The organism is Candidatus Foliamicus sp. (assembly GCF_965221325.1).
Taxonomy (GTDB): domain Bacteria; phylum Pseudomonadota; class Gammaproteobacteria; order Steroidobacterales; family Foliamicaceae; genus Foliamicus.
Map to the genome: position 1 here is coordinate 867,158 of NZ_OZ244880.1, position 20,433 is coordinate 887,590.

A 20,433-nucleotide genomic window follows, 5' to 3' on the forward strand; every position below is an offset into this window, starting at 1 on the left:
GACAGGTAACAGGACATATGGAACGCCTCATTGTGGCACTCACGGAAGAAATGAACCGTCCCCAACAGTTTCCGGGAGGGGCTCGCGGGTTTGAAGATGCGATAGTTGGCTTTGGCGTTGCAATAGTGCAGGTTTAGCGCGTTTTCGCTATCCTGGAATCGCTTCCGAACCAGAGATTGCGGGACATTTTGCTACACGCACTGAGTTCTGGGGGGGGGGGGATCCACGTTGGCATATTCTGGAGCAGCCATTGGGAATACGAATAAAGCCGTTTGAAATCGAGGTGCCGCCGGGCGATCCGTTCAAGTACGACGCCTTGGAGCGGAAGGAGTCGGTCAAGATTTTCGCCAGACTCATTCGCTTGGTGGAGGGGCCTGGTGTTTTTGGGATTGACGCGGACTGGGGATACGGGAAGACGACATTCATCCGGATGCTGCACAGGCATCTGGAACTGGAAGAAGAGAAGGTGCCAGTGGTCCGTTTCAACGCGTGGGAATCCGACTATGTGTCGGATCCGTTTACGGCGCTCGCAACCGAGCTGATGGATGGCCTCAAAGAGCACCCCAAGAGGCCTGGCGCAGAGGTGCGGAAGAGTATCGAAAAGGGACGTGAGTGCGCGAGAGCCGTTATGAGGACGCGATGGCCGGCGATGCTGCAGACGATTTTGGAGCAAGTTCCCGTGGCGGGCACGGCACTCAGAGAAGTTGCTGACGTCATTTTGGAATCCTACGTTGACGAACGGGTCTCAGCGTATCGTGACGCCCGGAAGTCAGTGGAGGAATTCAAGAGCGCTTTATCAGTCATGGCGCAGCAGGTGTCAGGAAACCCGGAACGGCCGCTGCTGGTCGTGATAATTGACGAACTCGACAGGTGCCGCCCTTCCTATGCAGTGGAGCTCCTGGAAGTCGCAAAACACCTGTTCTCGGTGGACGGAATTGTGTTTGTGGTCGCGGTGAATCGGACGGAACTCGCCCATTCGGTTCGGGCACTGTACGGTCCAGAATTTGATGCCCGAGGCTATCTTGGGCGGTTTTTCGACGTGGATTTTCGGCTCCCTGCGCCCGACCGAACGAAATTCATCGAACGCACAATCGGCCAAGTAAGAATCATGGCTTACTTGAACCGCCCTGGGGACCCGGAAGGCTTGGGCCCTCTCAAGCCGATGCTGGTCGCTTTCTTCGGTGGCGCGGCTGTAAGTCTAAGGACGACAGCTCGGGCGATTCATCTCTTGGGAATGGTGTACGGGGCACTTCAGGACCGCCAATTTGCTTTTGGAACCACAGCGGCGGTCCTAGTCATTCTCCGGACTCTGAATCGGGAACTGTACGACCGTTTTGTGGAGGGCCGAGCATCCGACGCCGAAGTAGTTGACGGCATTGTGGGGCTTCTTGAAGCAAGTGCGCGCACGAAACATAAGGCGATGATCAGAACTTTCGAGACATGGATGATTACCGCCCATATAGAACGGGAGCAGTACCGGCGGAACGATAATGGGCGGAATGGTCAGTCGGACACACCGCTCATGCAGAGGTACGAGGAAGCAGTGGCAGAGGAAGGCGCACCGAATAACCGAGCAACGAAAACGCCAAGTAATGCCAAGGAAGTCTTGTATTGGTTGAAACAGATTCGCGGGTCGAAACTGGGCTTCCGCGGGATCGGCTTCAATGAGACGGTGCAGCGTATTGAGCTGTTGTCGCCTCATCTGGACGAGCAACCCGACAGCCCATCGGATTGAGACGCGCGACAACTCCACCGCGTTCTTTCGCCGCGAGAACGGTTCTGTTACCTTGACTTGCGAACGACAACGGGGAGCGCATCATGTCCATTCAGCCTACGATGAATCGCCGTCAAGCCTTGGGGGGTCTTGCCGCGGCGGGTGCGGCCGGGCTTGCTTCGCCGGTGCGCGCTGAGTCCTCGGCGTCGGAGCGGCGCCTGCGCATGTCGGTGTCGGTGCCGCCGCCCATTCTGGGGCCGCGCATGAATTTCGAGCAGGCCGACAAGGTGATGGCCGAGCTTGGTCTGGACGCTATCGTCCTGGGTGCCGGGAAGAATGTGTATCACGCTACCGGGCTTGATCTCACCGCCACCAAGATGGGGCGTACGCCTGCGGTGTATGCGTTGATTACGCGCCAGAGGGATCAGCGCCTTTCGCTCATCGCGCCTTCGTTTCTCTACTACTACACCATCGCCATGGATCACCGGCACTCGGATTATCCCGCCTACCTCTATGCGGCGCCTGGAGCGGAGCAAGAGGGCGCCGAGCTGGGCGTTGGCGAACTGCCGCTGTATCCCGATCTTGAACACGAACCGCTGGACGTTATCGAGTCCACCCGGCTGAGCATGGTGGAACGCGCCGTGCGCGCGGAAGCGGCCAGGCCCCATCTCAAGCACGCGCTGGCTGCCGCGCTGAAAGATACTTCAGTCGCGGGTGGGCGCATTGCCACCGATCTGCAGCCGGTAGCCCGCAGTGTCGCCGAGGCCGCCGGCGAAGCCACCTTGGTGAGTGCTGACGATGCGCTGCGGCGCATCCGTCCGGTGAAATCCGATGTGGAAATACAGCTCATGCGCTACGCCGCGCAAGCCAACGCCGAAGCGGCATTGCAGGCGGCCGCCACCGCGCGCGCCGGCGCCGATGTGCGGGAGTTGCGCGCTACCTATTTCGCGGCCGCCGCGACGCGCGGGATGCGCGGCGTGTTCATGGTGATCGACCGGGTCAGCTCGCCCACTTACTCGGCCACGCTGCGCGAAGGCCAGTGCTTTTCGATCGACTGCGTGAGCGAATACATGGGTTATCACGGCGATTTCGCCCGTGCCATCTACATTGGCGAGCCGTCGCAGCGGATGCGTAAGGTGTCGGAGCTCACCGCCCGCTCCTGGGATCATGTGCGCGAAAACCTCAAGCCCGGCCTGCGGTTCTCCGAGGTGCGGCGCATGGGCCAGGAGGCGCTGCGCAAGATGGGCGCGGACTTCTCGATCTCATTCAATCCGCACTCGGTGGGCCTCTATCACACCGACCACGTGGGCACCAAGGGCTCGCCGCCGCGCGAAGACATCGTGATCGAGCCGCGCATGGTGTTGAGCGTGGACTGCCCCATGGGCGCCACCGGCATGGGCGGTTCCTCGCACCTTGAGGACCTGATGCTCATTACCGAAGATGGCGCCGAACCCATAAACACCATTGGCACCAACGTAGTGCAGGTTTAAGCTGCGGTTCGAGCGCTTTTGCGCAAGCCGCTGATGCCTCGTATGGGCCCGCTGGTCTGGCCGTCGGGCAGCAGCAGTCGGAATTTCAGGCCGCGCAGGGCGGCGGGCCGATAGCCGGGCATGCCATTGAACCGCTCTCTTACGCTGTGGTGAATCAGCGGAAGCGTCTCGCGGCTGGGTTGATCGTCATGATTGACGCAGACGCGCCGTGGCGCCTGGTCGCCCGCCTTCGCCATCAAGCCGCTGTGCTTGTGCTGCGTGCCGGTGGCCATGGGGTGAATGACGAGATCGTCCACGTCCACCTTCGATAAACCGCCACTCTGTTCCCCCGTCAGGGTTTGCTCTTGCAGCTTTTCCAGGAGGCCACGAACAGCCTCGCCGCCGCCACCGTGGATGCGGATGGCGCCACCCATGGCCGCTTTGCACTGCTCGATCATGAATTCCAGCGCCAGGTCCGAAAGGCCGTCGTGCCAGTAGCCGCCGCCAATGTCGCTATGCACGCCCGGAAACCAGACTTCGAGAATCCGCTGCGGCCGTGAATCGTCCTTGTTGATCAGCGTGGGCGTAAACGTGACTCGGTCTTCGTCCAGCGCCACGATATGCACGGCCCGCTCGACGCCCCCATGCAGCGTTCCGTTTTCGAACACCACTTGCGTGCTGATTTCCTCGCCCTCCCGATGTACGCCGTCCATCGCCGCGACCGTGTCGAATACGCCCAGAAACGCGACCTCGCGACTGCCGTCTTCGTCCAGGAGTCCGGCCACGAACTTGCGCGCCAGTGCGGCCCCGCGGCTGAAGCCGAACACCACCAGGCGGTCGCCGGCCTCATAATTCGCGTCGAAATCCGCCTTCGCCTCGCGCAGAATCCGCGCCACATCGCCCCAGCGGGGCGCAATGGCCATGTTCACGAGTTTGCGCGTATAGGAATAGAACCGGCTGAACAGCGGAATCCGCAGCTTGCCCGCGCGCGTGCCGATGCCGTGGTAGTAGAAGGCACGCTGTTCGCCGCCATCCGGGGTTTCCGAGCGGTGCCCGCCCGGCCCCAGACCCCCGCCCATCAGCACGTGCAGCTTGAGCACGTTGCTGATGCTCGCGCCCTCGGCAAATTCGCATGCGTCGCCCGGCTCGTTGCCCGTGCCGTCGAAGTTGAAAACCAGCGTCCTGCCCATTCCGCCCCCTGACAACCGGAAGATGCTTAGCGCATTGGTCCATTATGATCCTGAGAAGGGCAGTAAGCCAAGGGGGGCGTCAAATGCGAGTCAAGACCGAAGGTTCTTCATCACCAGGCGGCGCGGAGCCGCGCCTGACCACGCGCCGCAGGCTGTTGCGCACGGCGGGCCTCGGCTTGGGTTTCGCCGGCCTCATGCGCGCACAGGACGTGTTTTCGATGATGGACGACGACAACGGAAGGGTGCAGCAAACGGTAAGCGAGCATGCGCGACGGGAGAGCCTGCCTGCAGACGCCTTCGCGTTGCCGCGTTGGATACCGGAGCATACGGGGCCTTATGATTTGAGTGATCCGTTTGACAATCACTTCGCATTTGCAAAGGCGCAGGCGAATCTCTCTGGGGACTATTACTGGCTGGCCCAGTACGGCTGGATACTGATTTGCCCGCCCGGCGAGCCGGCGTATCCGTTTTTGGGCCGTCTCACGCTGGCGAAGGTGTTCGTCACGCCCACGGATCCTTCCTGGGCGCCGGATGTGGGTGAGTTCGACTACACCATGTGGGCCACCTTCACGACCACGCATGTCGATCCGAGGGACTTCAGCCCCGTGTCAAGAAAGTTCAACCCCTATATCGGCAGGACGATCGAAATTCCCACGATTCACTACGCCGATCGGCTGGTGTACCGGCTCGAACAGTCGATCATTGTTCCGGGAGTGGACCCGGCCTTCTACCGGCAGCCTTGGGACGAGGACGGCGGGTTCTCGCAGCACCGGATCGATACCGGAAACGAGGTGACTTACACGGTGCTCGGATCGGCGCAGAAGCCGGGCGCGCACCAACCGCGCTGCGACGTGGGATTCTGGACGGTCAACCGCGGCGAGCTTATGGATCCTGCCAAGCGGGCAATCGATACGCGTAGGGACTACTCGGTGATCCAGAAGGTGACGGAGTATTCCTGGTACGGCGTGGAGCCGGGTGATCCGGCGCAGTTGCTGGTCCACCTGACGGGGATGAAGACGCACGATCCCTCAAGGCTGCCGTCGTTCATTCGCGCGCAGGTAATGGAGCGCTTTCCCGAGAGGTTCCTGTAAGCCGGCGCAACTCCCCCGGCTGCCTCAACCGCTCTGCTCAGAACTTCCAGGTGGCGCGCAGGCCGTACGTTCGGGTGTTGCCCGGATAGAAGCGCGCGACCGTGATGCCGCAATTACTGCAGGCGAAACCGGCAGCGGGGTCGGTTACGACAGTAACGCGCTCGTTGTAGTCCTCGTCGAACAGATTCTCCGCCCAAATGGCGATCTCGTAGCTCTCGGATTCAAGCCCCAGGCGCAGGTTGGTGAGGTTGATGTCGCCCTGGTCCTGCTGGTTGAGGCTCAAGGAATACTTGCCCGCCTGGTGGCTGGAGTCCAATCGCAGGTAGCCGTCGAAATCACCGATCAGGCGAGGCCAGGTATAGGTGCCGCCAAGGTAGAGCTGGAAATCGGAGGTGCGCGGGAGTTGCTGGCCGCCGACCTCCGTGCTGCACGCCAGGGATGGCGCAACTACGGGTCCGCGCGCTCCGCATAGCGGCTCGATCGCAGCGTCCACAACGCCGCTGTCGAACTCGGGGTTCAGCCAGGTCATGGCGGCGCGGAGAGTGAAGTTGTCGGTCACGTTGATGGTGGTATCGACTTCGATGCCCGTTGAGGTGGCGCCGGCGGCGTTCACGATAGCGGTGCCCACTTCAAGGCTGGCGGGCGCGGGAATCTGCAGGTCGGTCCAGTCCACCGAATAGGCGGTTGCATTGAATACGCCCCGCCCGTCCAGAATCGATGTCTTGATGCCCACTTCATAAGTCCAGTTCGACTCTTCCTTGAAGCTGGCAAATGGCGTGTCGGCAAATCCGGCGCCGTTGGTGCCGCCTGTCTTTACGCCGCGGGCTACCGAGGCATAAAGCCGTGTGTCGCCGCTCATGGCGTATTCGTAGGTCAGGCGTGGTGTCGTGTAGCTGAACTCCGAACCCGCTGAGGTCATTGAATCGGGGAAGTTCGGGATGAAGAAAATCATCACCGCGCTTTCCTGGAACTGGTCTTCCTCGGTATAGCGGATTTCGGCACTCAGTTTGTGCTTGTCGTCCGGAGCGTAGGACAGCGAGCCGAACACCGCCCGCACATCGGTATCCAGGCGTGTCGGCAGGAACGAAATTCGGCCCACTTCGCTTGGGTTGTCCAACAGGGTGGAGATGCTGGAGAGCACGCTCCCTGTGAGCGTGTCGAACACGGAGCCGCCGACGAGCCAATCCAGCGCGCCGTCGCCGGTGGAGGCCAGACGAACTTCGTAGGACCTCTGCTCGGCCACATCGCCGCTGGAATTGGTGAAGAACTGCGCCGAGAATCCCAGTGGGCCCAGCGGTATCTGTTCGGCGGCCGGGTTGGACGTATTGTCGAACGCGGTGGCGTATTCCGACTCGGAGTGCGAGAAGTTGGCCGTCAGGGCCGCGAAACCCAGGTCGTACTCGAGGTTGAGGTAGGAGAGGGTGAAGTTGCCCACCTGGCCGGTGCCGAGAGAATTGAGGTTGGGTGCGTCGCCTTCCTGCAGACCGCTGCAATAGAGCGATCGGAATATCCGGCCATCGGGCAGGTTGTAGGTGGCGCCGCAGTCATTGCGCGAGGTGGGAACGATAATCAGGGGCGGCTGATCCTCGTCGATTTCGGTGCGCGCAGCGAACAACTTGACGCTAAGGTTCTCGGACGGATCGAAAACCGCCGAGACGCCATACGACAACCGTTCGTCGTAACCGCCGAGCTTGTCGCCGTCACGCGCGTTGTTGATCGTTCCATCGAACTCGCTGGCGGCTGCGAACACTCGCATCGCGGCGTTCTCGCCCAGAGGCAGATTGATGGCACCGCCCAGTTCCTGGCGCCCGGCGTTGCCGACTTCGGCCGACAGCTTGCCGCTGATCTCGTCGGCCGTTGGGCTGGCGGTGACGTAGTTGATGGCGCCGGCGAAGGTGTTGCGTCCGTAAAGCGCGCCTTGCGGCCCCTTCACCACTTCGATGCGCTCGAGGTCGAGCAGACCGAACTCAAGCGACGAGCGGTTGTTGAGAAAAACGCCGTCGATGAACACACCGACGTTGCCCTGCAGGCCGCCCTGGCTGGTTTGCGACAGGCCGCGGATGGTGGGCGTGTTGAACGCCCCGATGCTCTGGTAGGTCAGTCCGGGCGTCATTTCCGCCAAGTCACTGAGTCCATACACGGACGCGCGCTCCAGGTCGATGCCGGAAATTGCCGTAATCGACAGAGGCACTTCCTGGAGGTTCTCAGTGCGTTTCCGGGCCGTGACGACGATTTCTTCGAGTTGCAGGCTGTCATCCTGGGCCAGAACACGATCGCTCGCCAGCATGCCTGTGCCGGCGAGGAGGGCGGGAAACACGAGCCATGCCGGAGTTTTCGCGAGGGCTCTTGCCCGAGTCCGAGTGTGTTGATGCGTCATGTCGAATTCCTCCTTCGTGTCGTCCGGATGTCTCATGGAGGTCATCGCTCCAGAACACCCATCGGACTCTCACGTAGCTCTCCGCGTATGCAGTGCATGCATACATACCCCTTCTGGTAGTCTAATGCATAGCCTCGGGCGGCCTGATACAAAGAAGGCATCATGGCATACGCCCTGTTGATCCTGCCGAAGCGCGCGTAACCTACCTCGGGATTGCGCGCCGCTTAGCGCTCGGCGAGTCGTCGCACGTAATTCTCGAAGGTGTTGGGCTTGCGGCCCAGGATCCATCTCAGGATGTTGGGATTGCCGCGGAACCCGAATTGGTCATAGTGCCTGTTCATGATGAGCATCTGCGCGACTCGATCGTCGCTGGCGCCGGCCTTGCGGGCTTTCGCTTCCAACTGCTCCGGGCTCACGGCGGCGGCGCTGATTTTCCGGCCGATCACGCGGCTGATTGCGGCGGCCATATCGCGCTGGCTCAAGGCTTCAGGGCCGGCCAACTCATACGTGGCGTAAGTGTGCCCGGGGCTGGTGGCTACGGTGGCGGTTGCCTCGGCAAGATCGCGCAGATCGGCCACGTTGAACTTGACGTCGATGTTGAACGGCATGGCGTGCACGCCGGTCTCCAGCACCTGGTTCCAGATCATCGCCAGGTGTTGCATGTAGCGAATGGGTTGCACGATGGTGTAGGGCAGGCCGGATTCGATCAGTTCTTCTTCTGCGTCCAGTTTGAGCTGGTGATGGCGCACCGCGCGGCGCAGCGGGTGCATTACCGAGTAATAGACGAAGCGGCTCAAGTTGCGTTTCGCTGCGGCGCGGATGAAGCGCTGCGTGATCTCCACCTCCTTGGGATGCATCGGCGGGCCGATATGGATGATGGCGTCGCAGGATGCCATCGCGGCATTGATCGTGGCTGCGTTCTCCATGTCGCCAATGGCATACGAAGCAGCTCCAAGGTTCTTGAGGTCGGGCCACTGGCTTTGGTCGCGCAGGAACACCTTCACGTCGGCGCCCTTGCGCGCGAGCTCTTTCAGCACCGCACGTCCGGTGCGGCCGTTTGCGGCGGTCAGCAGGATGGTCATGGCTGGGGTTTTCCTTTGCTGAAGGGTATGTGGGCGGAGAGTTCGAAGGCGCGGAGCGTCAGCGATCGATCTGCCACTGCCGGCAGGATTCCTCGATTACAGGAATAATGTTGGCGAGCGTGGGCCGCTGTGTTTCGGTCTGTCGCAGGATGAGACCTGCCTCGCGCACCAGCGCGGTTCCTTCCTTTCGTATGGTCCTGATTTCGCCCGATTCGAGCTCTTTTTCGATCCAGCGGCGCGGCAGCATGGCGACGTACTGGCCAAGCAGTACCAGCGACTTCAAGGTGTTGAGCGAGGTGGCCTCCACGGCTGCCGAGATCGGCGGCAGGGATTCGGCGGCAAAGAACTTGTCAAGAAAATCCACGATGTGCGGGTGCTTGATGATGGCCCATTGGGCGTTTCTCAAGTCTTCTGCCGTGACCTTGTCGCTGGACGCCAGCGGATGCGAAGCGCCCACCACGAATTCCGCACGGACCTGAAACAGCGGCTTCAGGATTACGTCAGGCGGCACCACGCCCGGTGGGAAATTCGACAACAACACGTCGATCTCGCCTTCCATCAGGCCCGCTACGAGATCTTCGAAGAAGCCCTCGGTGATGCGTGTATGCAGTCCGGGGAATTTCGCCGACAGGTGCGGAATCAGGTGGCTGACCAAGGTGGGCGCGAATAGCGCGGCAATTCCGATATGTACATGTCCCTGCTCGCCTTTGGAGACTGCGGTGACATCCGCAAGCGCCCGCTCCGCCTGGTTGATGATGATCTTGGCGTAGCGGTACAGCACCCTTCCAGCCTCGGTAGGTGTAATGGACCGCGGGCCGCGGTCGAGCAGTATTGCGCCCATGCGTTGCTCCATTTTCTTGATGCTGCGCGTGAGTGCGGGCTGCGTGATGTAGGCCAATTCGGCGGCGCGGGTGATGTTGCCGGTATCGACCACGCTCACGAAGTGGCGCAACTGCTTGAGGTCGAATTTCATGCGCGGGACACGCCGATACTGCTTCTGCAAATCCGTCCGATGTTGGAGGACGAATTCTCGCGCCAATATAATTTGCAATTATGGACCGGTCAAATTTGCATCTTGCAAGTTATGGTTCTGAGCAGCGAAGCGCTTTCGGTTGCAGCGGTGCGCGCGTTCAAGGCGCCGGCGGCGGGGTGAACCGGGGTGGGCCAAGTCCGCCACTGTCACGCAAAATCCGGCTTTCCATTGCGGGCTTGGCATTGCTTGTCGGCAGTCCACTGCAGTTGCCAGGCGCCGGCGCGGCAACAGACGCAGAGAGCGCGCCGCCGCCGGATCTGCTGTCCGTTGACGCACAGCGCAACTACCTGCGGATGCTCTATTCCGGAGTTGACGACGAAGTCATCTGGTCGATCTTCGGGGTCAAGTACGGCCGGGTGGACAACCGGCTCCAGGCATTGTGGAAGACCGCTACTATCGGTTTTTCTCGCATCGTTTATCCCCAGGAGGGCGGCTACAGCCTGGATGTCCTGGAGGTCGTGTTCTATACCGACCTGGAAAGCGGGGAACGTCTTGAGACATGGTTTAATCCCTATTCAGGCCGCGAGGTGCCGGTGAACCTTCCCGCGCCTGTCACGCTGTCGTCCTTCCACTCCCATGTCGGACCGTCCGAGCGCTCGGCGCCGGGAGGCATCCGCGTTGTCGAGTCGGTCGAGCCGCCCGCTACCCTCGGTTACGAGACTTGGGCGCAGATCGAAAAGCACGTCACGGTGACAGACGAGGAATCGGGCAAGGTCGTTTTCGCTTCCACGGAATTCGTGGACTACGGCGCCCGCGCGCAAGACCTGAACGCGTTGTCGCCTCGGGTACCCGCAACGCTTCATCTCGAAATCGTGTCCGACTGGCTGCCCTGGATGGACATGGGCTCGCGCCCCGGGGGACTCTACACGCGTGCGCGGGGCGCCAAGTCGTACTCCCTGGACCGGGCGCCGGATGAGCTGCTAAGCCTTTTGCGTCGGCACTACCCGCAGATTGCCGAAGACCCATTCGGCTACATGAGCCGCGCGCTCGAATCCACAGCCAGCGGCGCCCATCATGAGCGCCCGTAGCCCGTTCAGGTTCGGCCGCTGTACTTGCTAAGCAGGTGCTCGTTGATGAAGTCCGGAATGCGGTCCACGGAGTGTATTTTCTTGCCCTCCACGTTCCACATCAACTGGGTCTTGTCAGGTTTTGCAACGCCCAGCCAGGGGCGCTCCCAAGCCCGCATGATGCCGGTGAAGTTGTAGCGCGTCTCCACCAGCGGCTGGTCCGGGTCCATGAGTTCTGCGTAGCGGGTGGTCCACCATGACGAGTCCGCCCGCGGTTGGTAATCGCCATCGCCTTGGAACAAGCCCGCCAGCACGAAGGCGATCTCGTCGCCGAAACGGATATAAGGCGTGTCCGGACGGGGATTGGCGTCATAGAACTCCGGAACGTCCTTGTCACGGCCGCCGCCCAGCGGATGCAGCAGGTAGTTCATGGCGAACACCGAATCTTCGACGGTGATCGTGTCGCCGGTGTAGGGGTTTTCGAGCTCGTTGACAGGCTCGAAGGTGTAGGGATCCAGGATGATGCCCGTGTAGAGCGCGCGCTGCACCATGGAATCTTCCCGGGCGTCTTCGAACTCTTCGACCGTGGCCTTCTGCAATTGCCAGGTCCACATGCCACAGTGACCGAACATCGGGTGCGATGGTCCACCTTCGGGACAGATATAGGTGCGGGAGAACATCGGAACGTAGGTCTTTTCGCCGGCCAGGTTATTGGTCGCCTTGATCTTTGCGTACCAGGCATCGCGGGGATCAGTCAGATCGAAGGGCCGGTCAAACTCCACCACGGCGGGCTCCCCCGTCGCGGCTGCGCGAGGCAGGCCGTTGGGCAGCAGGTCGCTGTCTGCGTCTGCCGCGGCGGCCGCTTTCGGCCGCACCAGACCGCTCAATGCGGCCATGCCGGCGATTGCGCTGAGCGAACGAACGACATCGCGCCGGTCTTCGTTGATTGTGTTGGTGCCATTCATGTCAGGCTCCTCTTTCGTTATGTCAGGCTTGCGGGACCCGCTCCGGGTACTTGCTGAGAATCCGTTCGCGCACCAGGGCGGGAAGCTCGTCGAGCGTATGCACCTTGATGCCGTTCTTGCTGGTCAACACCCGGGTGGGATCGTCGATGGACAGGCCGGTCCAGCCGTAAACTGCGGCATAGAACGACGCGCAATAGGAGTAGTCGGCCTTGAGCCGCATATGCCCGGGGTCCATCAGATGCGCGAGGTTTACTCTCCACACGGAGGTATCGATGCGCGGGGGTCGGGCCGCATTCACGGGAGGAATGGCTTGGGAGCTTATGTGCAGATCATCCCCGAACGGGTACCAGGTCAATTCGTCGCCCAGCGAATCGCCGCCCTCCGCCGAAGGATTGAGGTCCATGGGAATGCTGAGCGCGAACTGCGTGTTTTTCAGCGTCAACTGCTTGTTCATGGCCGGCACGTCGATGGTCTGCACCGGGCGCAGGTCATGGGCGTCAAGGAAGACCCGCGTGTACAAGGCGTGCAGCATCAGTTTGCCCTGTTCGTAGTCGTCCTGGAATTCGGGGCCGCCGGTGGTCAGGAAGGTTACGTTCAGTTCCAGTTCATTGACCAGGGCGTAGGGTGTTCGATCAATCGGAACCACGAAATGCCGGGTCATGAATGCCGTGTAAGTGTAGTCGCCGTTCATGCTGAACATCGCCTTCAGGCGGGCCATCGTGAGCCCCCGGGAATCGTCCAGGTCGAACGGGCCATTCTGTCTTATCCGGGCAAGTGGTTCCTGCAAGGCTGTCTCGGGCAGTGTGCGCTTCATGCCCGCCGGCGTGTAGGCTTGGGACGGCTCATCCTGCGCTGCGTCTGCGCTGCTGCGGGTGAATGCGCTGCCTCCCATCAGTCCGCCCAGCACGGCCAGCAGTGTTCGCCGGCTTAGCTCCGTGGTCGCGAACTGGGTCATGGCTGCGGATTATGCAAGGCTCGGACGCACACTTTGCCATCCTATATTGCCCGTGCAGTCCTGTTCCATAAAACTTCCTTATTGCAGAATGTCGATCTTGCATTTTGAGGGAATGCCGGAAGTGGCCGAAAATGGAGTCCCGATGGGGACGGGAGGATCTAATGCGTAACCTGCTCGGATTTGTTTTCGCCCTTTTTTCCTGCTGGGCGCAGGCGGATGCGCTTCGAACCGAAATGATCAAAGGCGGCGGTGGGCTTCCGATCGCGCTAACGAGCAACGGCGGCGTGGATGCGCCCAGCATTGTTTTTGTGCATGGCTTCCTGGCCAGCACGCTCAACTGGCACAAACAGATGGAGTCGGATCTCGCCCAACAGTTTCGGCTGCTTGCGCTCGATATGCGCGGCCACGGCGCCTCGGCCAAGCCCTGGCAGGAAGAGCACTACCTGGACATGCAACTCTGGGCGGACGATGTAAAGGCCGCGCTGGATTCCGGGAGTTCGGTCAGTCCGGTGCTGGTGGCCTGGTCATACGGCGGCTATTTCGTGATGGACTACATCCGCCATTACGGGACCGATGCGATAGGCGGCATTGTGTTTGTGAGCACCAACGCGGGATTTGTCCCGAGGCCGAAATTGCCGATGACGCCGGAGCGCGAAGCGCAGATCGCGCGGTCGGTGTCGGCCAACCCGCGAACGCTGCTGAAATGGACGCAGGGCTACCTGGGCATAGTCGCCAGCGAAGCCGAGCTCCCCGCGGCCGAGATGCAGATGCTGGAAGTGTCGGCGATGATGACGCCGCATTATGTGCGGCCCTTCTACCGCAAGCACCGCACCGACAACAGCGACTTGCTGGAATCAACTGACGTGCCGGTACTGTTCATTGTGGGCGGCAGGGACCCGCTCGCCAACCTGGAGCAGATCGAATCGATCGCCGCTGAATTGCCCGATGCGCGGGTTTCGGTGTATGCCGAGTCCGGCAATATGCCGTTCTGGTTCGCGCCCGAGAAGTTCAATGCGGACATCATGGCATTCGCGAACTCGCTGAGCAGGCGCTAGACTTGGACTGAAGATCGCGCCCCGGCGTTGCGCGGCGCGGTTCGCCTTCAGAATCGGACGCGCCGGAAGTCCGTGAGCCTGCCCGACTCGCTGATGGCGAGTCCGATCCCCCTGGTTGGCTCGTTGGTGTTGAGCGTGTTGGCGAAACCGTAGTAGTACATGAACAGTCGCCCGTCGTCATGCGGAATGAGCTGCGGGTAGGCCACGCCGCCGCTGTCGAAGTTGTGCAACGGACCCATGTGCAGAATGGGGTCGTTATATTTCCGATGCCATAACAGGCCGTCGTCGGACTCCGCAGCGCCGATAACGCGAGGAAAACCTGGCAGGCGGGCGTCAAGCGCGGTATACACCATGAGCCAGCGGCGTCCCGACGAATCCGGGTTCGGCAGGATATGGCGCGTATTCGAGCCGCCGAGCTCCCAGCGGGCCGGATCGCTGCTCCACTGAATATTTCCCAGCACGCGCCAATTCACGAGGTCGGTGGATTCCGCAACCTTGGTCTCCCAGTAGAAGATGCGGGGCGATAGCGTGGTGTAGTACATCAGGAAGCGGTTGCCGTCGTGGATGCCGTTGGGGAAGGCGCCATAGATGTTGTCGCCGATGTCCACCGCTGCGCCGCCGGTCGCGGCGCCGCGAATGCGCGTCCAGCTAATGCCGTCGCTGCTGCGGGCCACGCCCGGACGGCACCGGTAGCCTTTGAACTGGTAGCTCTCCGGCACCGCGTGTCCGCCCAGTTCCCTGGGCGTGGTGCTGTCGCCGCCGAAATACCAGAGCAGCCACTCGTCGTTGTGCCGAAGCACATCGCCGCTGCCGAGGTGGGTGGAATCGAAGTCCTCCGGGTTGCTGCTCCAGTCCATGATGGCGCCGCCCGTCAGAGGCCCCTTGTATCTTTGCCAGGCAATGCCGTCAGCGGACTTGGCGAGAGCGATTCTCCCGGTGCCAAAGGCCGGCGCCACGCCCTCCGGATAGTTGTTGTCGCGGGCGTAATACCACATCCACCATGATTGGTCTTCATCATTCCAGCGCACCGTAGCGCCGCCATTCTTGGCTTCATCGCACCAGCCCTGCGGGCCCTTGCCGAGTATCAGCCCAGGCTGCGCCGTTGCCACGGTCTGCGCCCAGGCGCCGGACCAGCAGCTCGGAAGCGCCACACCCGTCGCTGCGATTCCCTGGATCAGTTGCCTGCGTGTTGCTTGGGGCATAGCGCTCTACCTCGTATGGCCGAATGAAAATTCATCGTCAGAATCGGTCCTTGCGCCGCCTGATCTCGCCGAACACTTCCACATCGCCAGCTTCTTCCATGCCGAGCTGTGCACGGATGCCGGCGCTGCCGGGCCGCAGGAACGGATTGGTGCGTTTCTCCTGGTGCATCGTGGTGGGCACCGTCGGGCGGCCCTCGGCGCGCAGCCGATCCACGTCCTCCATGCGCTGCACGAGTGCGCGGTTGTGCGGCTCGACAGTAAGCGCGAAGCGACCGTTGGCTTGGGTGTATTCGTGCGCGCAATAGATGCGCGTGCGGCCGGGCCAGCTCATCAGCTTTTGCAGCGATTCCCACATTTGCGCCGGCGTGCCCTCGAACAGGCGCCCGCAGCCCATGGCGAACAGCGTGTCACCCACGAAGGCGACATTTTCGTCAGCAAAGTAATAGACGATGTGGCCCTTGGTGTGGCCGGGCGTGTCGTACACCAGCGCTTCGGTATTGCCGAACTCAACGGTGTCGCCGTCGCCCACCTGCAGATCGATGCCGGGGATGCGCTCGGCGTCGGCGCCGGGCCCCACGATGATGCAGCCGGTGCGCTCCTTGAGCCACAGGTTGCCGCCGGCATGGTCGGGGTGGTGATGGGTGTTGAGGATGTGCGTCAGCCGCCAGTTCTTGCGCTTGAGTTCGCGGTCGATGGCGTGCGGGTCGGGTGTGTCGATGGCGGCGGTCAGACCGGACAGACGCTCGCGGATCAGAAAGCCGTAGTTGTCGGACAGACAGGGAAACTGGTGAATCTGCAGCAGCGACATGGGCTGTGGCCAGCGCGGCTCAGGTTTCCCGCAGGCGTGGGCGAAGCTCGGCCAGGTTGCAGGGCCGAGTGCGGGTGTCGAGTTGCGCCTTGATGAGCTTGTCCCAGCCGGTGGCTACGGCGTTGCGCGAGCCGGGCAGGCAGAACACGAAGGTACCGTTGGCCAGCCCCGCCAGGCAGCGCGACTGCAAGGTGGACGTGCCGATATCTTCATACGAAAGCACTCGGAACATCTCGCCGAACCCTTCGATGTGCTTGTCCAGCAATGGCGCCACGGCCTCAGGCGTGCCGTCGCGTCCGGTCAGACCGGTGCCGCCGGTGGATATGACGGCATCGATATCCTCGTCGGCGATCCAGCGCGAGACCACGGCTCGAATGCGGTAGCGGTGGTCCGGTTCCAGCAGTCGCTCGTGCAGCTTGTGCCCGGCTTGGTCAATGCGCTCAGCCAGTAACGCCCCGGAGTCGTCCGTTTCCAGCGTGCGGCTGTCGGACACCGTCAGCACGGCAATGTTCAAAGGAAGGAATTTGTCCGGCGTTTTGCCCACGTCTCTGCGCTCCGCTTTCTCCAAAGATTCTACGTCACGCCGAGCCGGCCGGCCGGGCGCTTCGGCGAGCCTTCGCCACGCTCCCGCCGATCCTGAGCGAGCAATCCAGCTTCCCGGCCTCGATTGCTCGAATCCGTGCCGAACTGGTAGGGTACCCGCCATGAATCTCGACAACAGCGTAATGACGGAACTGCCCGATTTGCAGGCCTACTGGATGCCGTTCACGGCCAACCGGCAGTTCAAGGCCAACCCGCGTTTTGTGGTGGCGGCCAAAGGCATGTACTACACCACGCACGAGGGCGAGCAACTGCTTGATGGCGTCTCGGGGCTTTGGTGCTGCAATGCAGGGCACTGCCATCCGCGCGTCGTCGCCGCAATACAGGAGCAAGCCGGCCGGTTGGATTACTCCACGGCCTTTCAGATGGGCTATCCGCGCACTTTCGAACTGGCCAACCGGCTGGCGGAGATGGCGCCGGAAGGCTTGTCGAGCGTGTTCTTTACCAATTCCGGTTCGGAGTCGGTCGATACGGCGCTGAAGATCGCCATTGCCTGGCACCGCGTGCGGGGCGAGGGGCAGCGGGTGCGCCTGATCGGCCGCCAGAAGGGCTACCATGGCGTGGGTTTCGGCGGTATTTCGGTGGGCGGGATTTCCTCGAATCGCAAGCTGTTCGGAGCGATGCTTCCGGGCGTGGATCACCTGGGGCATACGCAGAACCTGGAGCACCAGGCCTTCAGCCGCGGACAGCCGGAGTGGGGCGCACACCTGGCCGACGAACTCGAGCAGATCGTGGCTCTGCATGACCCCTCCACGGTGGCCGCCGTTATCGTTGAGCCGATCGCGTGTTCGGGCGGCGTACTGATTCCGCCGCAGGGCTACCTGGAGCGGATTCGGGAAATCTGCAGCGCACACGGGATCCTGCTGATCTTCGACGAGGTGATTACCGGCTTCGGCCGCACCGGCGAGGCGTTTGCCGCGCATACCTTCGGCGTGACGCCGGACTTGATGACCCTGGCCAAGGGGCTCACCAGCGGTTCGGTGCCCATGGGCGCGGTGCTGGCGCGCCGCGACATCTACGAGGATTTCATGCACGGCCCCGAGCAGCTTATCGAGTTCGCGCATGGCTACACCTATTCCGGCCATCCGCTGGCGGTGGCTGCCGCGCACGGGGCGCTGGACGTGTATCGCGACGAGAACTTGTTTGCGCGCGCCAGGGAAACGGGCAAGCTCCTCGGTGACGCTCTGCAGACGTTGAAGGGCAAGCCTTACGTTATCGATATCCGCGATTTCGGGATGCTGGGTGCGGTAGAGTTGGAGCCGGTGGCGGACAAGCCCACGGCGCGCGGGCAGGAAGCGTTCCGGTTGTGTTTCGATAATGGTGTGCTGGTGCGCACTACCGGCGACACGATCGCCATTTGCCCTGCACTCATTGCCGAGGAAACGCACATTGCAGAGCTCGTGGAGAAACTCGGTCGAGTCCTCGATTCGCTGACGTAACGCCTATTTGCCGCGCAGTCTTGGGGGGAAGTTTTCGAGGGGGACGATGGTGAGGCTGCCAGATCGCTTGCAAATCGAGCCAATCCTGCGCGCCGCGCGGCAAATTTCCCGGTACGCGGATTGGGTTGTGCAACGCCTCAAGAGCGGCGCTGTCTGGATTTGGCGCCAGGAGTGGCTGCGGGGAACCGCCAGGATTTGGCGCCAGGTGTGGGTGCGGGGAACCGCTTGGATTCGACGCCAGGAGTGGCTGCGGGGAGCCACCGGGATTTGGCGACTGGAGTGGGTGCGGGGAGCCACGCGTATTCTGTCCAGAATCTCCGGGCAGCTTTACGCCAGTATCGGCACGATTGTGGCGCTCACCCTGGTCGCGAGTCTGGTGGCGTGGCTGGCCTTCGATACCATCGGAACCGCCCAGTCCGAAGTCAACGAAACCAGCATGCCGCAGCTTGCCGGATCGTTCGCTGTTGCCCAGCAGGGCAGTGCTTTGGCGGTTGCGGCCGTGCGCCTCGCAGGCGCCGCATCGGCGGAGGAACTTGCGGAACTGAGCGCCGAGATCAATCAGCAACGTCTGGAATTCGAGATTCAGCTATCGGAACTGACGAATCAAAGCGGCGAACGATTCGACAGTGTGCGCAGTTACGGCGGAGCGCTGATCACCAACATCGACGCACTGCGGCGCGTGGCGGAGGAGCGGATGGCCTTGCGGTCGCGCACTCAGAGCCTGCGTGGCGAACTGGCAAGCCTGGATGGCGACGTTGCGCGCCTTTCGGATGGCGCGGCCCAGTTTCGCGACCGGGGTGCGCTGGCCGTTCAACTCCTGGAGAGTGCGCTGGGCGCTCTCGACGCCGAATCCCTGGAATCCATCGAGGAGCGTGTCGCAAGGCAGCTCACCACCCTGAGCGGCGACAACACCATCTTCGCTCGCTTGCGAAGACTGGGTCTTGCGCGAGACGGCGTAATCGAATTGCGCGCGCAGCAGTTCGTCCTGGACGATCGCCAGGCGGGCCTGGTGCGCCAGAATCGGAATCTTGCAGCGGACTTGCTGAATGCGGTCGAGCGCCTTGTGGACGAGGCGCGGCAGGCCGCCGCATCGGCGGCCAGTGCCTCGCAGCAAGCTATAGATTCCGCGGTCACGCAGCTTTTCTTCATCAACGGCCTCAGCATCGTAGGCGCCATCCTGATTGGCTGGCTACTGATCGGCAGGCTGTTGGCGCCCCGCTTGCAGGCACTCTCGAACCGCATGCTCGCCATGGCAGAAGGCGATCTTGAGGATCCGGTGGATATCGGCGGCCGCGACGAAGTGGCCGAACTGGCCTCGGCGCTCGAAGTCTTCAGGCGCCACGCGCTTGAAGTGCAGCGCCTGAACCTGGTCGAGAAGCTCGCCGAAGAGTTGCGCGGCAAGAACGATCAGCTCGAAAGCGCGCTTGAGGAATTGCGTCAGGCTCAGGATCGGATCGTCGCGCGCGAGAAACTCGCCGGCCTGGGCGAACTGACGGCCGGCGTCGCGCATGAAATCAGCAATCCGCTGAACTTCGTGCAGAACTTCTCCGAAGTGTCAGCGGAACTGGTACAGGAGCTGCTTGAAGAACTCGAGGAGAGTCAGAACGGCTTCAGCGAGGTTCAAAAGGAACTGCTTGAGCCGATTTGCAGGGATGTTTTCGGAAACCTCGAGCGCATACGCAGCCACGGCGGCCGCGCCGGACGGATCGTGGGCGACATGTTGAAGATGGGCGGCAGCACGGGTTCGCGCGAGCCTACCGAGATTAACGGCCTGATCGACGAGCAGATCAACCTGGTTAGCGCCTATCAGGCGGAAAACGACCAACCTGCGGTGAAACTCGAGCGCGATTTCGACGAAAAGGCGGGTGAGATCGATATCGTCGCGCAGGACATTGCCCGTGTGGTGCAGAATCTGATCATCAACGCATGGCAGGCCACCACCGAGCGGAGCCGGGCCGAACAGGAGGCCGGCCAATCCTACGAAGCCACCATAGCTGTGGGCACTCGAAATCTGGGCGATCGTGTTGAGGTGTATGTCCACGACAACGGAACAGGCATCCCCGATGACGCGGTTGACATGATCTTCAATCCCTTTTTCACGACCAAGCCGACCGACGAGGGGACGGGCCTCGGATTGTCCTTGTGCAACGACATTGCGAGGGGTCACGGCGGCTCCATTCGCGTCGAAACGGAATTCGGCAGCCATACCAGAATGATCCTGGAACTGCCGGTCTCGAGGAGGCGCGCGTCCACGACAGCCTCCTGATCGGCGGCTGCAATCTGGCCGCCGGCAACCCGCCCGGCAACAGTTTGTTTGCCGTTTCGACTTCACATAGAATCAGGTGCCCGGCGCCGCGCGCAAGGGAAGATGGCGCGGCTCGGTTGGGGCAAGCGGCAGTCTGGCTGCCAGTGATGAGGAGGACCATCTTGCAGAACTCGAATCGGC

At 62.0% G+C, this 20,433-nt stretch carries 17 protein-coding genes; 8 read left to right on the top strand and 9 right to left on the bottom strand.

Annotation, left to right across the window (positions count from 1 at the left end):
• Positions 1-250: 250 nt before the first annotated feature.
• Positions 251-1,735 carry a KAP family P-loop NTPase fold protein gene (locus tag ACWCOO_RS03990; protein ID WP_446831665.1) on the top strand — a complete coding sequence of 495 codons (1,485 nt, stop codon included), beginning with the start codon at positions 251-253 and terminating at the stop codon, positions 1,733-1,735.
• Positions 1,736-1,818: 83 nt separating this feature from the next.
• Positions 1,819-3,204: a M24 family metallopeptidase gene (locus ACWCOO_RS03995; protein ID WP_446831666.1), complete on the top strand. Its 1,386-nt coding sequence runs from the start codon at positions 1,819-1,821 to the stop codon at positions 3,202-3,204.
• On the opposite strand, the gene ACWCOO_RS04000 is transcribed toward ACWCOO_RS03995, so the two are convergent.
• Entirely contained in the window at positions 3,201-4,373 is a 1,173-nt protein-coding gene (locus ACWCOO_RS04000) for a T6SS phospholipase effector Tle1-like catalytic domain-containing protein (protein ID WP_446831667.1), read from the bottom strand. The two genes, ACWCOO_RS03995 and ACWCOO_RS04000, sit on opposite strands and share 4 nt — an antisense overlap.
• A gap of 83 nt (positions 4,374-4,456) precedes the next feature.
• Here ACWCOO_RS04000 and ACWCOO_RS04005 point away from each other — a divergent pair, with 83 nt between their 5' ends.
• Positions 4,457-5,464 (top strand): hypothetical protein, encoded by a 1,008-nt coding sequence (locus ACWCOO_RS04005; protein ID WP_446831668.1) that lies wholly within the window; start codon positions 4,457-4,459, stop codon positions 5,462-5,464.
• A 37-nt stretch (positions 5,465-5,501) separates the two neighbouring features.
• On the opposite strand, the gene ACWCOO_RS04010 is transcribed toward ACWCOO_RS04005, so the two are convergent.
• From ACWCOO_RS04010 to ACWCOO_RS04020, 3 genes are all read right to left on the bottom strand, one after another.
• On the bottom strand, positions 5,502-7,841 hold the full coding sequence (locus tag ACWCOO_RS04010; RefSeq protein ID WP_446831669.1) for a TonB-dependent receptor: 2,340 nt from the start codon (positions 7,839-7,841) through the stop codon (positions 5,502-5,504).
• A 224-nt stretch (positions 7,842-8,065) separates the two neighbouring features.
• A complete protein-coding gene (locus ACWCOO_RS04015) occupies positions 8,066-8,923 on the bottom strand; it encodes an SDR family oxidoreductase (protein WP_446831670.1) in 858 nt (285 codons plus the stop codon).
• Between the two features lie 58 nt (positions 8,924-8,981).
• Positions 8,982-9,896: a LysR family transcriptional regulator gene (locus tag ACWCOO_RS04020; protein WP_446831671.1), complete on the bottom strand. Its 915-nt coding sequence runs from the start codon at positions 9,894-9,896 to the stop codon at positions 8,982-8,984.
• Between the two features lie 39 nt (positions 9,897-9,935).
• Here ACWCOO_RS04020 and ACWCOO_RS04025 point away from each other — a divergent pair, with 39 nt between their 5' ends.
• Together ACWCOO_RS04025 and ACWCOO_RS04030 are read left to right on the top strand one after the other, a co-directional pair.
• Positions 9,936-10,076 (top strand): hypothetical protein, encoded by a 141-nt coding sequence (locus ACWCOO_RS04025; RefSeq protein ID WP_446831672.1) that lies wholly within the window; start codon positions 9,936-9,938, stop codon positions 10,074-10,076.
• Positions 10,077-10,132: 56 nt separating this feature from the next.
• Positions 10,133-10,984: a DUF1838 family protein gene (locus ACWCOO_RS04030; RefSeq protein ID WP_446831673.1), complete on the top strand. Its 852-nt coding sequence runs from the start codon at positions 10,133-10,135 to the stop codon at positions 10,982-10,984.
• A gap of 5 nt (positions 10,985-10,989) precedes the next feature.
• Here the strand turns inward: ACWCOO_RS04030 and ACWCOO_RS04035 are convergent, their stop codons facing one another.
• Positions 10,990-11,928, bottom strand: coding sequence for a hypothetical protein (locus ACWCOO_RS04035; protein WP_446831674.1), 939 nt, complete (start codon positions 11,926-11,928; stop codon positions 10,990-10,992).
• Positions 11,929-11,950: 22 nt separating this feature from the next.
• The gene (locus tag ACWCOO_RS04040; protein WP_446831675.1) at positions 11,951-12,883 is read right to left on the bottom strand and encodes a hypothetical protein; all 933 of its coding nucleotides are present in this window, start codon (positions 12,881-12,883) and stop codon (positions 11,951-11,953) included.
• 161 nt (positions 12,884-13,044) lie between these two features.
• Between ACWCOO_RS04040 and ACWCOO_RS04045 the strand changes: the two genes are divergently transcribed.
• On the top strand, positions 13,045-13,938 hold the full coding sequence (locus ACWCOO_RS04045) for an alpha/beta fold hydrolase (protein ID WP_446831676.1): 894 nt from the start codon (positions 13,045-13,047) through the stop codon (positions 13,936-13,938).
• 47 nt (positions 13,939-13,985) lie between these two features.
• Here the strand turns inward: ACWCOO_RS04045 and ACWCOO_RS04050 are convergent, their stop codons facing one another.
• From ACWCOO_RS04050 to moaB, 3 genes are read right to left on the bottom strand one after another with little or no spacing between them, the layout of a single operon-like run.
• Positions 13,986-15,140: a hypothetical protein gene (locus ACWCOO_RS04050; protein WP_446831677.1), complete on the bottom strand. Its 1,155-nt coding sequence runs from the start codon at positions 15,138-15,140 to the stop codon at positions 13,986-13,988.
• A gap of 37 nt (positions 15,141-15,177) precedes the next feature.
• Positions 15,178-15,948 (bottom strand): hydroxyacylglutathione hydrolase, encoded by a 771-nt coding sequence (gene gloB / locus ACWCOO_RS04055; protein WP_446831678.1) that lies wholly within the window; start codon positions 15,946-15,948, stop codon positions 15,178-15,180.
• Positions 15,949-15,967: 19 nt separating this feature from the next.
• Positions 15,968-16,462 carry a molybdenum cofactor biosynthesis protein B gene (moaB, locus tag ACWCOO_RS04060; protein ID WP_446831679.1) on the bottom strand — a complete coding sequence of 165 codons (495 nt, stop codon included), beginning with the start codon at positions 16,460-16,462 and terminating at the stop codon, positions 15,968-15,970.
• Positions 16,463-16,652: 190 nt separating this feature from the next.
• On the opposite strand from moaB, the gene ACWCOO_RS04065 reads away from it, so the two are divergent.
• Entirely contained in the window at positions 16,653-17,987 is a 1,335-nt protein-coding gene (locus ACWCOO_RS04065) for an aminotransferase class III-fold pyridoxal phosphate-dependent enzyme (protein WP_446831680.1), read from the top strand.
• Between the two features lie 127 nt (positions 17,988-18,114).
• Positions 18,115-20,253 (top strand): ATP-binding protein, encoded by a 2,139-nt coding sequence (locus tag ACWCOO_RS04070; RefSeq protein WP_446831681.1) that lies wholly within the window; start codon positions 18,115-18,117, stop codon positions 20,251-20,253.
• Positions 20,254-20,433: the final 180 nt, after the last annotated feature.

What these genes read in the sequence shown, in the direction of transcription:
- ACWCOO_RS03995 (WP_446831666.1), top strand. Translation starts at nt 1,819, where the DNA reads ATGTCCATTCAGCCTACGATGAATCGCCGTCAAGCCTTGGGGGGTCTT.
- ACWCOO_RS04000 (WP_446831667.1), bottom strand. Translation starts at nt 4,373, where the DNA reads ATGGGCAGGACGCTGGTTTTCAACTTCGACGGCACGGGCAACGAGCCG.
- ACWCOO_RS04005 (WP_446831668.1), top strand. Translation starts at nt 4,457, where the DNA reads ATGCGAGTCAAGACCGAAGGTTCTTCATCACCAGGCGGCGCGGAGCCG.
- ACWCOO_RS04010 (WP_446831669.1), bottom strand. Translation starts at nt 7,841, where the DNA reads ATGACGCATCAACACACTCGGACTCGGGCAAGAGCCCTCGCGAAAACT.
- ACWCOO_RS04015 (WP_446831670.1), bottom strand. Translation starts at nt 8,923, where the DNA reads ATGACCATCCTGCTGACCGCCGCAAACGGCCGCACCGGACGTGCGGTG.
- ACWCOO_RS04020 (WP_446831671.1), bottom strand. Translation starts at nt 9,896, where the DNA reads ATGAAATTCGACCTCAAGCAGTTGCGCCACTTCGTGAGCGTGGTCGAT.
- ACWCOO_RS04025 (WP_446831672.1), top strand. Translation starts at nt 9,936, where the DNA reads ATGTTGGAGGACGAATTCTCGCGCCAATATAATTTGCAATTATGGACC.
- ACWCOO_RS04035 (WP_446831674.1), bottom strand. Translation starts at nt 11,928, where the DNA reads ATGAATGGCACCAACACAATCAACGAAGACCGGCGCGATGTCGTTCGT.
- ACWCOO_RS04040 (WP_446831675.1), bottom strand. Translation starts at nt 12,883, where the DNA reads ATGACCCAGTTCGCGACCACGGAGCTAAGCCGGCGAACACTGCTGGCC.
- ACWCOO_RS04045 (WP_446831676.1), top strand. Translation starts at nt 13,045, where the DNA reads ATGCGTAACCTGCTCGGATTTGTTTTCGCCCTTTTTTCCTGCTGGGCG.
- ACWCOO_RS04050 (WP_446831677.1), bottom strand. Translation starts at nt 15,140, where the DNA reads ATGCCCCAAGCAACACGCAGGCAACTGATCCAGGGAATCGCAGCGACG.
- gloB (WP_446831678.1), bottom strand. Translation starts at nt 15,948, where the DNA reads ATGTCGCTGCTGCAGATTCACCAGTTTCCCTGTCTGTCCGACAACTAC.
- ACWCOO_RS04065 (WP_446831680.1), top strand. Translation starts at nt 16,653, where the DNA reads ATGAATCTCGACAACAGCGTAATGACGGAACTGCCCGATTTGCAGGCC.